Source organism: Fontivita pretiosa (assembly GCF_050410795.1).
GTDB classification, from domain to species: Bacteria; Planctomycetota; Phycisphaerae; order Tepidisphaerales; family Tepidisphaeraceae; genus Fontivita; species Fontivita pretiosa.
Window position 1 is genome coordinate 1,211,624 of record NZ_CP191258.1, and the last position, 13,882, is coordinate 1,225,505.

Consider the following 13,882-nt stretch of genomic DNA (forward strand, 5'->3'; position numbering starts at 1 on the left):
GCTCCCGGCTTGAGCTAATCTAGCGCTGTCATGCTAGTCGACCCCTCGGGACTGGACACTCCTTATTATGATTCAAGCGTCAACAGCGGACTCTTCTCCACTAGCACGGGTCCGGGTGCGCTGATTCCCGAGTCGCCACCACCGCCTCCCGAGATCACGGCGGAAGACTTCTTGCCACCACCGCCTCTGGTGCGTCCACCAGCCAAGCCAGTTGGAGCGCCTGATCCCTGGAGGAGTGAGGGACAAGGACTTTCCGATATGGACCCAGCGGATTTGCTGCGACCGGTCGATTACATGCCCGCACGGCAGTTTCACAACTTCAAGGATCCTGATGAACACCATGCTTTTCTGTACAAGTATGACTGCTGGAGTGTTTTTGGTAGTCCCGGCTACGGTTTTGCGAGCGAGATTGGAGGCAATTTGCTGGAGATTCTTGCGAAGAGGTTGGGTGATACTGTGCGCCAACCTATCGCGAGAACAGGACGTGGTGTCGCCTACATCGGTGCTTTTATGGCCGGTTGGGAGATGGGCAGATATCTTCGTACTTGGTGGGCAGCCCATAACGACATAGTTGACGAATCAGGACATCCTCCCCATGAACGATGACGCAACGGTGGGCAGCGCCGAGAAGACAACGATTGTGCTTGACTACGCGCGCCTTCGGCCAGTACGCAGGCGGCGCCGGCGCCGCTGGATCATCCGAAAGTATGTGGGCGTGGGCTTCGGGTGGGGTATTTGGGCAGGATTTGGGCTCGGCCTGTTTGGCGGCATCAATCCCATAACTTCTTTCCTCGCTATTATGCTGGGTCTGATCTTCATGATATTTAGCGAAAGAACGGCAAGAGCAACGGGTGCGGAACGGGGCCATGCGGAAGACGCTCTGCTTCAAAGGAGGCGAAGATGACATGGTCGAGCTATTAACCACGACACGAGCAGTTGGACGGTTAAGAACCGCCGATGCGCACTGGCGGACACCGTGACCACGCTTGGATACAGCTACGACAGCGCCGGTCGGCGGTCCATTGTCCAGCAGCGGAAGCGTTCCCGACACGATCACGAACCAAACCCGCCGCCAGGTCTGGACGCGCTGGGCAACTGGGACAACATCCACACGGATGGCAGCGACGTGGGCCGCGATCACAACAAGCAGAACCAGCTCACGACGATTACGCCCTCGGGCCAGGGATCAACGACTCTCTACTACGACAACAATGGCAATCTGACCCAAGACGAGAACGGCAAGACGCTGGTGTATGATGCGTGGAACCGGCTGGTGGCGTACAAGAATGGCAGCACGACTTTGGTGAGCTACGAGTACGATGCGATGTATCGGCGGGTGCAGGAGACCGCCAACAGCGTCACGACGGACTTGTACTACAACGATCGCTGGCAGGTGGTCGAGGAGCAGGTCTCGGGCGTGACGACGATGCAGTACGTGTGGAGCCCTGTCCAGCTGCGCAAGTCGGAAACGATCGTCGCGGACCTTCTAATCCTCAGAGACCGCGATGCCGACGCCGACCCAGGCACGGGCGATCACGGCCTGACCGGCTCGGGCCTGGAGGAGCGCCTATACGCCCAGCAGGATCGCAATTTGAACTTGACTAGCCTGACCGACACTTCTGGAGTGGTGCAGGAACGCTTCATCTATGACCCATACGGCAAGCCCACGGTCCTAGGCACTGTCTGAAAACAGTAGTTTGAGATACCGGCGGATCATCGCCAACTGCAGCATTCCATGGAAATGCACGGCCAGCTTCTCGAACCGCGTTCCGATGCGCCGGAACTCCTTGAGCCAGCCGACGCACTGCTCGGCCACGCAGCGGCCGCGGTAGGCCCAGCGGTCGAACCACACCGCCGGGTCATGTCGCGCCAGCTCATTTTCCCTGTGCGGAATCACCGGCTCGATCTTCTGCTCGGCCAGCCAGTCGCGCACGCGCTGCACGCTGTATCCTTTGTCGCCGGCGAGCTTGCGGGGCTTGTGGCGACGCTTGCGTTTCTTTCGTCGTCGGCCGATCAGCGTCGCGATCGCCTCTGCGATGACCGATTCGGCGCGCGTCGATTCGTGGACTTGCCCGGCGGTGACTTCGATGGCAAGCGGAGTGCCCGCACCGTCAGTGACCACGTGGAATTTGGAGCCAAACCCGCCTCGCGAGCGGCCCAGTGCGTGGTCGGCGGGTTCGTCGGGGTGCCGTCGGCAACTTTTTTGTCAGCCCCGGCCGCAGCGCGGGCGGCGCGGACGGATGAACCGTCCACGCACCACAGTTCCCAGTCGATGTATCCCTGGTTGTCGAGCTTGACCTGCAGCGTCTCGATGATGCGGGCAAAGACGCCGCTTTTTCGCCACTTGCGAAAGTGGTCGTACACGGTCTGCCAGGGGCCGAAGCGTTCGGGCAGATCGCGCCAGGGCGCGCCGGTACACAGAATCCAGAAAATACCGTTGAGCAGCGTTCGTCGATCGCGAGCCGAGCGTCCGGTTCGGGCCGTGCTCCGCGGCAGATGCGGCTCGACCAACGCCCATTGCTCGTCCGTCAGCTCGTGGCGTTTCATGAGTGGCGACCTCCATGTCGTCACGGCAGTGTATGCGAATTCGGAGTTTTCAGACAGAGCCTAGATGCGGATTGGGCAAATGACGCGGACGGTAACAGCGACCTTTCGTGGACATACCTTCATCAGGCTGGCAGGCGAGACGCGACGACGAACCTGGCGCATTTCCGCTTCCGCGACCAGAGCCCATCGCTTGGAAGGTGGGTGTCAGCGGATCCTGATCACTATGGAGACGGGGCGAATCTCTACAGTTTTGTCGGCGAGAATCCTGCAGTCTACATCGACCGCTACGGGCTCCAGCGATGGTACGAAGGCTGGGGGACCACGATTGCGGTTGCTGTCGGTGGGTACGGCAGTGGCGCAGCAGGAAGTGTCTGGGCAGCTGCTGGGGAGGGCGCACTCGATGGCACCGCAGCCTGGACAGATGGTGCTCTCCCTGGCGAATACTTCGCCGATCACGGGTACTATGATCCCTCCGATTCCGTCCTGGGTGTAAGTAACACCATGGGCACGGTCTCTGCCCTCGCATGGTCAACGGCATTCTTGTTGCCTGCGGGCCCGGCAGGACAGGTAACGCGTTGGGGGTCGCCGATAACTGAAGGCAGCTGGGTCATGACAGGCGCTGCCACTTGGCGGAACTGGATCATGAGTGGAAAGGTACTTACCAACCCGTACAACTATTCCGTCATGGTTGGCGCGACGACCAAATGGCCCAGTGGGTGGGAGTTCTGGAAGGGCTTCATAGGTCAGCGGATAGTGACGATCCTCCCTGGAGGCGGTACGGGAAGTCCGCATTTGCCATGATTCCGTGCGACACCCAAAAATCGAGGTGGGCATGTGGCGCGCCGTTGGGATAGGCTTCATAATATTGGGGCTGATTCTTGATGTCCTGATTCTGATCGCGCGGCTTCACGGCCTGAGGGAACGTCGGCACGACTCGGGGTCGCCGCTCGTGCCCCCGCTCGTCTACTGGATGGCCGTCGTGAGCCTGGATGAACGTGTGCAGCATCCGTGGCTCTTGCTGCTGGCATTGTGTATGTTTCATTGTTCCTGTCAGTGGTTTGTCCCGTGGCTATACTGGACCGTACGGATCGCGGTGCATCGGGGCAGATAAGGCGTCGGGGCGAATTGAAGTCGGGAAAGGAAATTCTATGGGGTCGGGAGTCTCTGTTTGCGGGACGAGCCGGTGCGACCGGCAAGACACTGGTGTACGATGCGTGGAAACCGGCTGGTGCAGTACAAGGACGGCGCCACGCTGCTGGCGACGTACGAGTACGATGCGCTGTACCGGCGGATCGAGGAAACCTCGGGGCATTCTGAGGGGTCGGGAGTCTTTTTGGAGGCGGCCCGGACCGCAGCTTCGACGGCGACGGGAAGGTGACCACGGACGCGGCCGACTTCGGCGGCGTGATGAGCACGTCGCGGCAGAGCGACGGGAAACTGGTGGTGGCCGGGCGACGGAAGTGCCCAGCACCGGCGACGACCTCTCGCTCGTGCGGTACAATGCCGGCTAATCGCCGCTGACGGCGGAGGCGTCGGCGTCGCTGGGGGCATCCAGCGGCTCGGCAAGATGCTCCAGAAACTCGCGCAGATCCTCGAGATTCAACAGCATCGGGGGGCCATCCCAGTCCGGGCCGATGACCTGCACGCATTCAGCGTCGGGCGAGTCGTATCGAAATGAGGTTCCGTTACGGGCTGTGTACAGCATGGCCGGACCCTTCCAATAGACTTGTCGTACCCCTGGCGGCAACCTTGTGATGATTATAACCCCGCCGGCGCGGGGTGGTCGAATTTTCCGGCCCGGATCGTACAGCGTCGAACGGCATACATTTTTGCGGCCTCCGGCGGGCAGTGAGATTGGTTTGTCGCCGGCAGGACGCGGGGGTAAGGTCTTAAGCCATGGGCGTGCGATTCGTGATTGGCCGGGCCGGCAGCGGCAAGTCGCTGCACTGTTTCCGCAGCATCGTAGAGATGCTGCGCGCCGATCCGCTGGGCGAGGACCCGATCTATCTGCTGGTGCCCAAACAGGAGACGTTCTCGGCCGAGCGGGATCTGACCTGCGCCAGCGGGCTGAGGGGCTTCTGCCGGGCGCGCGTGGTTTCGTTTGATCTGCTGGGCGAAGAAATCCTTTCCGAGTGCGGGGGCACGGCGATTCCGCAGATCACCGAGCTGGGGCGGCAGATGATCATCGGACATCTGCTGCGCAAGCATCAGGCGGAGCTGAAATACTACGCGTCGGCGGCGCGACAGGTGGGGCTGGCGGCGGAGCTGGACGCCACCTTCACCGAGCTGGAGCGCCACGGTCGCAGCCCCGCCGACCTGACCCAGCTCATCGCCGACGTTGAATCGGGCGGCGGACAGACCTCGCCATTTGTCAACAAGCTTCAGGATCTGCGGCTGCTGTACGACCGCTACAGCGCCTATCTTGGCCAGGAGCGGCTGGATCCGCATCGCCGGCTGATGCAGGTGCTGGCCAGCCTCGAGCACTGCAAGCGGATCCGGCGGGCGACGGTGTTCGTGGACGGCTTTCTGGAATTCGACGAGCAGGAGCGACGTATCCTGGCGGGCGTGGCGCGCGTCTGCCGCGACATGACCATCACGCTGCTGATGGATCCGGACAGCCCGGTGCTGAATGATGTCCATCAGATCCCGCATGAGCTGTCGCTTTTCCATCGCACGGAACAGACCTACCGCAAGCTGTGGCTGGCGTTTGCCGAGGCGGGCGTGAAGTGTCAGCCGCCGATGTTGCTCAGGAAGATCACGCGATTCGTCACGCCGTCGCTGGAGCAGATCGAGAAGCACCTGTTTTCGGGCCGGGCGGTGAAATGCGAATCGGCACAGAATATCGAGCTGATCGAGTCTCCGGACCGTCGCGGCGAAGTGGACGCGGCGGCGAGGCAGATTCGCGCGCTGGTGGCGTCGGGCATGCGCTATCGCGAGATCGCGGTGATCATGCGCAGCCTGGAGGACTACCACGAGCTGATCGACGCCAGCTTTACCGAGCATGAGATCCCCTACTTTGTGGATCGGCGGCGTACGGCGGCGCATCATCCGCTGATTCAGTTTGCCCGGGCGGCGGTGCAGATCGCGCTGCGAGGCTGGCCGCACGAAGCGGTGATGGCGCTGCTGAAGTCGGAGCTTGCCGGCCTGGGCCGCGACCAGGTCGATGAGCTGGAGAACTACGTGCTGCTGCACCGGATTCGCGGATCGGTCTGGAGCGACCCGCAGCCGTGGAGCTATCGGCGCAGGCTCACGCGCCGCCGCGACAGCGAGGACGAGGCGCCACAGCCCGAGGTGATCGAGCTGAAATGGATCGACGCGATGCGGCGGGGCGTGGCCGAGAAACTGGCGCCGCTGATCGAGCTGTTCGGATCACAGCGACCGATGCCGCTGCGTACGCTGGTTGTCGAGCTGTTCAACACCTTCGAGCGATTCGGCATCCGTCAGACACTGCGCCGCTGGATCGAGGCTGCCGATAGAGCCGAGGACTTCGAGGAGCGTGGCGAGCACGAGCAGGTGTGGAACGAGCTGGTCAAGCTGCTGGATCAGATGGTGGATGTGCTGGGGGACGAACAGCTTTCAGCGGCGGAGTTCGCGGAAGTTCTGGAGACGGGGCTGGAGCGGTTCGATCTGGCATTGACGCCGCCGACCGTCGATCAGGTGCTGGTTGGATCGATCGACCGCACGCGCAATCCGCGTCCGCGCGCGGTGATTCTGATCGGGATGAACGACAACCAGTTTCCGCGGGTTCCCGCTGAAGATTCCATCCTTTCGGATGCGGAACGACAGACGCTGCGCCAGCACCAACTGGATCTGGACCCGGACAGCGAGCGACGGCTTCTGGATGAGCGGTTGCTGGGATACATCGCGTTCACGATGCCCTCGGAGCGACTGTGCCTGATCCGTTCGCTGGCGGACGAGGCGGCGCGTCCGCAGTCGCCTTCGCCTTACTGGGTCAACCTGCGTCAGCAGTTTCCGTCGGTGCAGGTGGTTCAGGTTCCGCGCGAGTCGCGCACGGACCTGGAATGTATCGGCACGCCACGGCAGTTGGTGACCGCGCTGATGCGATGGGTTCGATCCGATCCTTGCAGCGCGGGCACAGACCCGGCTGCCGCCGCCGCGGATCCGTTTGTCGGCCTGTACCACTGGCTGGCCACCCACGAATGCTGTCGCGACGCGATCGATGTGATGCGCTGGCGGGCTTGGCGGGCACTGAGCTACTGCAACCAGGCCAGGCTCTCCGATCCGATTGCGCGCAGCATGTTCAGCTCACCGCTGCGGGCCAGTGTCTCACAGCTCGAGGCGTTTGCGGCCTGTCCGTTCAGGCACTTCGTGCGCTTTGGTCTGCGGCTGAGCCAGCGGGAAGAGTCGGATGTCACCGTGATCGACCTGGGCAACGCCTGCCACGGAATCCTGGAGCGGCTGATCCGTCGGATGATCCAGGAAAAGTCCGGCTGGGACCAGCATCGCGCCGAGCTGGCGCAGCCGGTGATTTCGCAACTGGCGCGGGAGGTCGCACAGGATCTGCGTGGCGAGCTGATGCTCAGCACCGCGCACAATCAGTACCTGCTCAGGCGGATCGAAAAGACGGTCGGGCAGGTGATCGATGCGCAGGCGGCCGCGGGAAGGCGAGGCCGGTTCAGGCCATTTTGCGCCGAGCTGACGTTCGGGGATGATCCTGACGATGCACTGGGGGCGCTGGTGATCAAGACGCCGGCCGGCAATGAGCTGCGTCTGCGAGGCAAGATCGATCGCGTGGACGTGGCGCCGCAGGAGTCGGCATTCGTCGTGATCGACTACAAATTCAGCGGCAACACGCTCGAGCTGCAGCAGGTGCTGCATGGCCTTTCGCTTCAGTTGTTGACCTACCTGCTGGTCCTGGAGCGCAACGCCAAGACGCTGTTGCAGCGAGAGCTCTCCCCCGCCGCGGCGCTGTACGTGCAGATTCTCCGCAAGATCGAACCGGTCAAACACCCGGACGAAGCCATTGCCCCGGATAATCCGCTGTTTCATCTCCAGACCAAGCCGCGCGGGATCATCGACTGGGAATATCGCAGTCTGTTTGACACCGATCACACGGCGAAAGAATCGGACGTGCTGTCACTGTACATCAACGCCAATGGAGCGATTGGACACAAGGACCGCACCGATGGCTGCGAGCATGCCGAGTTCGTTGCGCTGTTGCGCATGGTGGAACGGAAGCTTGCGGAGCTTGGCGACCGGATTCTGTCCGGGCAGATCGACATCGCGCCCTATCGGCTGGGACGAGACAGCCCTTGCAGTGGATGCGAGTATTCAGCCGTCTGCCGCTTCGATGTGGCGTTCAACCGGTACAACTTCCTGAGCGGGATGAAGCGCCAGGAGGCACTGGCGAAGGCGGTGCAGCAAGCGCAGGAGGGGGGACATGGCGGCCAGGCATGACACGGCAGCGACGCAACCGAAGTGGACCCGCGAGCAGCGTGACGGGATCCAGACCGTGGGTGTGAGCCTGCTGGTATCCGCGGCGGCGGGCAGCGGCAAGACCGCGGTGCTGGCAGAGCGTTGCGCGTATCTGGTCTGCGATGCGAAAGAACCGTGCGACGTTGACGAGCTGCTGGTGGTGACCTTCACGCAGGCGGCGGCGGCGGAGATGCGCAGCCGGATCGAGTCGGCGCTGCGCCAACGACTTGCCGCGGCCGGCGAATCGGATCAGCGTCTGGCCCGACAACTGCTCCTGCTGGACAGGGCGCAAATCAGCACCCTGCACGGATTCTGCGCAACGCTGCTGCGGCGGCACTTCCACCTGCTGGGACTGGATCCGGCCTTCCGCGTGCTCGATGAGGAGGAGACGATGCTCCTCCGCCACGATGTCGCCAGGCAACTGTTCGACCAGCGCTACGAAACCGACGCAACCGGGCAGTTCCATCGCTTCATCGATACCTATGGCAACGGAAACGACCAGCCCCTGCTTCAGCGCGTGATCCGGATGCACGAGCTGATGAACAGCGTGCTGGATCCCGAGGGCTGGATGCAGGCGGCGGTGGCGCGCATCAGCCAGGCTGCCGACGCCCCGCACCTGGCCGAAACAGACCTGGGCCGGGCCTTTGCCCGGAAGATCATCACATGGCTGGAGAGCATCAGGCAGGGCTGGGTAAAGCTGGCGAAGGCGATCAACCGGATCGAGGGCCTTGAGCCGTACGTCGAGTGGGTCAATGAGTACATCGCAGCCGTTCAGCACTGGCGCAAGGTGTTCGGCGAAGGGAATTTTGATGCGCTGGGTCGGCAGATCAGCTCATTTGATCCCGGAAGGCTTCCGCCGATTTCCAAGGCGCCGCCCGAAAAGGAGCGGATCAAGGCACAGATCGACGCGCTGCGCAAGCAGATGAAACAACAGTCGATGGACGACCTGTGCCGGTTCACGGAGCAGCAGTGGCGCGACGGGCTGAAGCAGATCCAGCCGGCCGTCGAAGTGTTCGTGGATCTGGTCCGTGAGTTCGGCCGGCGATTTGATTCGGCCAAGCGGGAACTGCGCGCGCTTGATTTTTCCGATCTGGAACGGATGGCGCTGCGGATTCTGCGCGCCAATGATCACGGCGAAGACCTGACGCCTTCGGCGGTCGCGCTGGACTGCCATCGGAAGTTCCGCCACGTCCTGGTGGATGAGTATCAGGACATCAACGAAGTTCAGGAGGCGATTCTGAAGCTGGTCAGCCGCGAGTGCGTGTGCGAAAGCCCCAGCGCGCCAGCCAAGGGACGGCGCGGGGCAAATCGGCCTTCGCTCACCGGCTCCGATCCGTCTGATTCGACTCCGAACCTGTTCACGGTCGGCGACGTCAAGCAGAGCATTTACCGATTCCGGCTGGCGGATCCGACGCGATTCCTCACCCGCCAGCGGCATCTTCTCAAAGGTGCGGCGGCGCGGTGCATGGTCATCGATCTGAGCAGCAATTTCCGCAGTCGCGGGCCGCTGCTGGAGGTGATCAACGGGGTGTTCGAGCGGCTGATGACGCCGGAGGCGGCGGATATCGAATATGACCAGTCGCAGCGGCTGCGTGCGGCGGCGAGTTTTCCGCCGGCCCACGGCGTCACCTGCTTCAGCGGCGCGCCGGTCGAGCTGCACCTGCTGCCACAGCCGGCTCGCGGCGGCGAGGAGTCAACTGACCAGTCCGACGACGCCGATTCGGATCTGGACCTGGACCGCACCGAGCGCGAGGCCGCCTTCGTCGCCAAACGCATCGCCGATCTGCTGGCCAGCGGGATCCACGTCGCCGACAAGGCCGCCGATGGCACTGCAATCCTGCGCCCGATTCGCTGGCGCGACATCGTCGTGCTGTTGCGCTCGATGAAGTACAAGAGCCGGCAGTTCGCCGAGGCCCTGCGCGCGGCGGGGATCCCCGTGCACACCGAGAGCGGCAGCGGCTTTTTCAATGCGATGGAGATCCGCGACATGCGGGCGCTGCTGAGCGTGCTGGACAACCAGCAGCAGGACATTCCGCTGGCGGCGGTGCTGCGAAGCCCGCTGGCGGGGCTGGCCGATCCGGACGACAGCCTGGCGCGCATACGCATGCAATATCCCGACCCCGCCCGTGTGCCGTTTCATCGCGCCGTGGTGCTCTATTCCAACCAGGTAGACGACGAGCTGGCGGCGCAGCTCCGGGCGTTTCTGGCTGATCTGCGCGAGTGGCGACGCCTGGCACACCGCCGCCCGCTGGCCGAGGTTCTCTGGCACATCTACGACAGCACCGGTTACCTGGCGTTCTGCGCCGGCATGCCCGACGGGCAGCAACGCGTGGCCAACCTGATCGATCTGCACGAGCGCGCCCGACAGTTCGGATCGTTCCAGCGACAGGGACTGTCGCGATTCATCCAGTTCCTGGACAGCCTGGATGCACAGTCGGAGCTGGGCCAGCCGCCGATCGCCAGCGAGGCCGACGACGTCGTGAAGGTGATGAGCATTCATCGCGCCAAGGGGCTGGAGTTTCCGGTGGTGATCGTGCCGGACCTTGGGCGAAAGCACAATCTGGAGGACATCAGGGGGGCGATGCTCGTCGATCGCGAGGCCGGGATCGGCTTTGCCGTGGTGGATGAGCCCAGGCGTGTGCGGTATCCCTCGCTGGCACAGGTTCTGGTCAAGGACCGCATTCATCAGCAGACGCTGGCCGAGGAGCTGCGCGTGCTGTACGTGGCGATGACGCGTGCCCGGGAACATCTGATTCTGGTTGGCACGTGCAGGCCGCAGGCTCCGCAGCAGTGGCGTGAGGAATGGTCGTCGCACGTTGGCCCCCTGCCGCCGCAACACATTCTCGGTGCCGCCTCGATGCTCGAGTGGATCGGTCCTGTGGCGGCGGCGATGGAGGGGGCCAGGGTCAAAGACCGCATCCAGATCATCTGGCACGAAGCCGACGAAGTCGAACAATGGGCTGCGCAGCTCGCCCGCCGAACACAGCTCGGCCAGACGCAACAGCAACTGGCCAGGCTTCAGCCGCTTTCGCCGCCTCCGGCAATGCACCCGGCGGCAAAGCGCGTGGTGGAACGGCTGACCTGGGCATACCCGTACAGAGCGTACACATCGCTTCCCGCAGCCGCGTCGGTCGCCACGCTGACCAAGCACGGGCGCACGGCACCTGCGGGCCACAGCCCCTCCCGGCAATCTTTGGTGCAGTTCGACATCGAGCTGCCCTCGCCCGCTTGCGTGCTGGAAGATCTGACCATCGCGCCTTCGGACCTGGGAACCGCCACTCACCTGGTCCTGGAGCACCTGGACTTTTCACGCACCTGCGACCGCGCCGACCTGCGCGAGCAGATTGCCGAGATGGTGCGGACCAGGCGCATCGCGCCCGGGCTGGCCGAGGCCGTCGATGTCGATTCAATTATGTGGCTGATGTCCACCGAGCTTGGCCGGATGCTCCGTCACAATGCCCGGCAACTGCGTCGGGAACTGCCCGTGTATTATCCGATTGACCCGCCCGGACAATCCGAGGTATCCGATCCGCTGGACCGGATCATGGTGCGCGGGCGAATCGACGTGCTGATCCCGGATTCGACGGGGTGGGTGGTGGCGGACTTCAAGACCGACCGGGTCACTGAACAGACGATCGATGCGCGCGTCGAGTTCTATCGCCCCCAGGTGGACAGCTATCGCGCCGCCATCGAGCGAATCGCCGGACAGAAAGTGAAGGCGGCGTATCTTGCGTTTCTCACGCCGCGGATCCTGAGGACGCTGTAGAGCCGACGCATCGGCGCCGATCCGGCAGCACGCGCGCAGGCGCTACAGGTGGATGGACCGGTTCAGCGCAACACCCGCGGCCTCCATGATCGCTTCGCTGATCGTCGGATGCGGGTGCATCGCCTGGATGATCTCCTCTTCGGTGGCCTCCAGGTTCCGGGCCAGGACCAGTTCGCCAAGCAGCTCGGTGACGTTTTCGCCGATCATGTGCACGCCGAGCAGCTCGCCATACCTGGAATCGAAGATCAACTTCACGAAGCCGTCGGCTTCTCCCGCGGCCAGTGCCCGGCCGCTGGCCTGGAGCGGAAACTTGCCGATGCGGATCTGCCTGCCCGCGTCGCGCGCCGCCTTTTCGGTCAGGCCCATGCTGGCAACGGACGGATGGGTGTAGGTGCAGCCCGGGATGAATCGATAGTCGATGCGGTGATCGCTCACGCCGGCGATCCGCTCGACGCAGATCACCGCCTCGTGGTGCGCAACGTGCGCCAGCCACGGCGGGCCGATCACGTCCCCCACCGCCCATACGTTCTCGATGTTGGTGCGATACCTCTCGTCCACTTTGACGTGACCCTTGAACAGCTCCAGGGGCACATCCGCCGCCGCCAGGCCTTGCACGTTTCCCGTCACGCCAATCGCCACCAGGCATACGTCGGCTTCGACACTGCCGGCGCCTTTGGGGCCATTGAGCGTCAGCTTCACGCCTTTGTCGGTCTTCTCGACCTTCTCGGTTCTGGTTTTGGTATGGATCCTGATGCCGTTTTTGGCAAAGACCTTCTCCAGGGCGATCGAAACGTCTTCGTCTTCCATCGGCAGCAGGTGATCCAGCATCTCGATGATCGTCACTTCAGTGCCGACGGCGTTGTAGAAGTCGGCGAATTCGCAGCCGATCGCGCCGGCGCCGATGATCGCCAGCCGTTTGGGTTGCTGCGACAGAATCATCGCCTCTCGTGAGCTGATGATCAGCTTGCCGTCGAACTCGGCGCCCGGCAGCGATTTCGGACGCGCGCCGGTGGCGATGACAATGTGCTCGGCGGTTACCTCCCTGGCTCCATCCTTGTTGTTGATCCGCACCTTGTGCGGCCCGATCAGTTGCCCGACTCCGACTTCGTGTTTCACTTCATACTTGCGGAACAGATGGGCAATGCCTTTGGCGAGCCTGTCGGCGATCCCGCGGCTGCGCGCAATCATCTTCGCGAAGTCGATCTTCACGTTCTCGCAGGTGATCCCGAACTCCCCGGCATGATGCCTGATCTTTCGTGCCAGCGCGCCGGCATCCAGAAGCGCCTTGGTGGGGATACATCCCCAGTTCAAGCAGGTGCCGCCGAGGTTTTCCTTCTCGATGCACAGGACGCGCTTCCTGAGCTGAGCGGCGCGGATCGCCGCCGCGTAGCCCGCAGGTCCCCCGCCGATCACAACGATGTCGAAGTTGTATGCTGCCATGTCTGTTGGATCTTTGCTCGAAGGCGACGGATGATAGGGAAAGCCGAGGCGAATGTCACTGGGACCCGACGCGACGGGTCTACCGGGACTGCGGAGTTGCACGTGAGCATGCCAGCTTCTGTCACAGGGGTCCCGCCCGTACTGAGCGGCATCAAGTGATCAATAGCCCGGAGATCAGACTTCCAATTCGAATGCACCCTGCATGGCCGGGACGGCCACGCCACAATTGGCTCGTCGCCGCCCGTGACACGAAAACATTCCGTTACCGACCCCGGGGTTCAATCTTGCCGTCGATTGCGAGCTTCCCCGAAATCAGCACACCCAACGCGGCTATGATCGCTTTGTGGATTCTGAACAGCGCCATCCGCAACCGCGCACGCTCAGCTACCTGGCGGTGGCGGCGGAATCCGAGCCGGCGCCGGCGATCATCCCCGCGGCGCTGAGTCTGGCGTTCGGCATCGCCGCGGTCGTGTTCCTGTTGGGAATATGCGCCGGGGTGTGGTCGGCGCTGCTTCCCCCTGTGGCGCGACACGCCGGGTGGATCTGCGCCGTCCTGTCGATTCTGACCATGTCTTGCGCCGCGCTGGGGGCCTATCGCGCCCCGCGCGAATCCGGCTGGTATCACATCGCCTGGCTCAGCTACGGCATAGGCATCCTCGTCGGCGCCTTCACGCCACTGCTGTTCCTGTGAGC

At 63.2% G+C, this 13,882-nt stretch carries 10 protein-coding genes and 1 pseudogene; 8 read left to right on the forward strand and 3 right to left on the reverse strand.

From position 1 onward, the window contains the following. Positions 1–258 precede the first annotated feature (258 nt). From ACQS5P_RS04925 to ACQS5P_RS04935, 3 genes are all read left to right on the forward strand, one after another. Positions 259–606 carry a hypothetical protein gene (locus tag ACQS5P_RS04925; protein ID WP_428939788.1) on the forward strand — a complete coding sequence of 116 codons (348 nt, stop codon included), beginning with the start codon at positions 259–261 and terminating at the stop codon, positions 604–606. Further along, positions 596–904, forward strand: a complete 309-nt coding sequence (locus ACQS5P_RS04930) for a hypothetical protein (protein ID WP_428939789.1) — start codon at positions 596–598, stop codon at positions 902–904. Before ACQS5P_RS04925 ends, ACQS5P_RS04930 begins: the two co-directional genes overlap by 11 nt. A 72-nt stretch (positions 905–976) precedes the next feature. Further along, a complete protein-coding gene (locus ACQS5P_RS04935; RefSeq protein WP_428939790.1) occupies positions 977–1,687 on the forward strand; it encodes a hypothetical protein in 711 nt (236 codons plus the stop codon). Here ACQS5P_RS04935 and ACQS5P_RS04940 read toward each other — a convergent pair. Beyond that, a pseudogene (locus tag ACQS5P_RS04940) lies at positions 1,673–2,547 on the reverse strand (IS5 family transposase). The gene ACQS5P_RS04935 and the pseudogene ACQS5P_RS04940 sit on opposite strands and share 15 nt — an antisense overlap. Between ACQS5P_RS04940 and ACQS5P_RS04945 the strand changes: the two are divergent. After that, on the forward strand, positions 2,497–3,348 hold the full coding sequence (locus tag ACQS5P_RS04945; protein ID WP_428939791.1) for an RHS repeat-associated core domain-containing protein: 852 nt from the start codon (positions 2,497–2,499) through the stop codon (positions 3,346–3,348). The pseudogene ACQS5P_RS04940 and the gene ACQS5P_RS04945 sit on opposite strands and share 51 nt — an antisense overlap. Positions 3,349–3,757: 409 nt before the next feature. Continuing rightward, a complete protein-coding gene (locus ACQS5P_RS04950) occupies positions 3,758–3,925 on the forward strand; it encodes a hypothetical protein (RefSeq protein WP_428939792.1) in 168 nt (55 codons plus the stop codon). A 129-nt stretch (positions 3,926–4,054) separates the two neighbouring features. On the opposite strand, the gene ACQS5P_RS04955 is transcribed toward ACQS5P_RS04950, so the two are convergent. Further along, positions 4,055–4,252, reverse strand: a complete 198-nt coding sequence (locus ACQS5P_RS04955) for a hypothetical protein (protein ID WP_428939793.1) — start codon at positions 4,250–4,252, stop codon at positions 4,055–4,057. A gap of 191 nt (positions 4,253–4,443) precedes the next feature. Between ACQS5P_RS04955 and ACQS5P_RS04960 the strand changes: the two genes are divergently transcribed. Further along, positions 4,444–7,965, forward strand: a complete 3,522-nt coding sequence (locus ACQS5P_RS04960) for a PD-(D/E)XK nuclease family protein (RefSeq protein ID WP_428939794.1) — start codon at positions 4,444–4,446, stop codon at positions 7,963–7,965. Continuing rightward, entirely contained in the window at positions 7,949–11,749 is a 3,801-nt protein-coding gene (locus ACQS5P_RS04965) for a UvrD-helicase domain-containing protein (protein ID WP_428939795.1), read from the forward strand. Before ACQS5P_RS04960 ends, ACQS5P_RS04965 begins: the two co-directional genes overlap by 17 nt. Positions 11,750–11,791: 42 nt before the next feature. On the opposite strand, the gene lpdA is transcribed toward ACQS5P_RS04965, so the two are convergent. Next, the gene (gene lpdA, locus ACQS5P_RS04970) at positions 11,792–13,189 is read right to left on the reverse strand and encodes a dihydrolipoyl dehydrogenase (protein WP_428939796.1); all 1,398 of its coding nucleotides are present in this window, start codon (positions 13,187–13,189) and stop codon (positions 11,792–11,794) included. Positions 13,190–13,532: 343 nt separating this feature from the next. Here lpdA and ACQS5P_RS04975 point away from each other — a divergent pair, with 343 nt between their 5' ends. Continuing rightward, the gene (locus tag ACQS5P_RS04975; protein WP_428939797.1) at positions 13,533–13,880 is read left to right on the forward strand and encodes a hypothetical protein; all 348 of its coding nucleotides are present in this window, start codon (positions 13,533–13,535) and stop codon (positions 13,878–13,880) included. The last annotated feature ends 2 nt before the right edge of the window (positions 13,881–13,882 follow it).

What these genes read in the sequence shown, in the direction of transcription:
- ACQS5P_RS04950 (WP_428939792.1), top strand. Translation starts at nt 3,758, where the DNA reads ATGCGTGGAAACCGGCTGGTGCAGTACAAGGACGGCGCCACGCTGCTG.
- ACQS5P_RS04925 (WP_428939788.1), top strand. Translation starts at nt 259, where the DNA reads ATGGACCCAGCGGATTTGCTGCGACCGGTCGATTACATGCCCGCACGG.
- lpdA (WP_428939796.1), bottom strand. Translation starts at nt 13,189, where the DNA reads ATGGCAGCATACAACTTCGACATCGTTGTGATCGGCGGGGGACCTGCG.
- ACQS5P_RS04945 (WP_428939791.1), top strand. Translation starts at nt 2,497, where the DNA reads ATGCGGCTCGACCAACGCCCATTGCTCGTCCGTCAGCTCGTGGCGTTT.
- ACQS5P_RS04955 (WP_428939793.1), bottom strand. Translation starts at nt 4,252, where the DNA reads ATGCTGTACACAGCCCGTAACGGAACCTCATTTCGATACGACTCGCCC.
- ACQS5P_RS04960 (WP_428939794.1), top strand. Translation starts at nt 4,444, where the DNA reads ATGGGCGTGCGATTCGTGATTGGCCGGGCCGGCAGCGGCAAGTCGCTG.
- ACQS5P_RS04930 (WP_428939789.1), top strand. Translation starts at nt 596, where the DNA reads ATGAACGATGACGCAACGGTGGGCAGCGCCGAGAAGACAACGATTGTG.
- ACQS5P_RS04965 (WP_428939795.1), top strand. Translation starts at nt 7,949, where the DNA reads ATGGCGGCCAGGCATGACACGGCAGCGACGCAACCGAAGTGGACCCGC.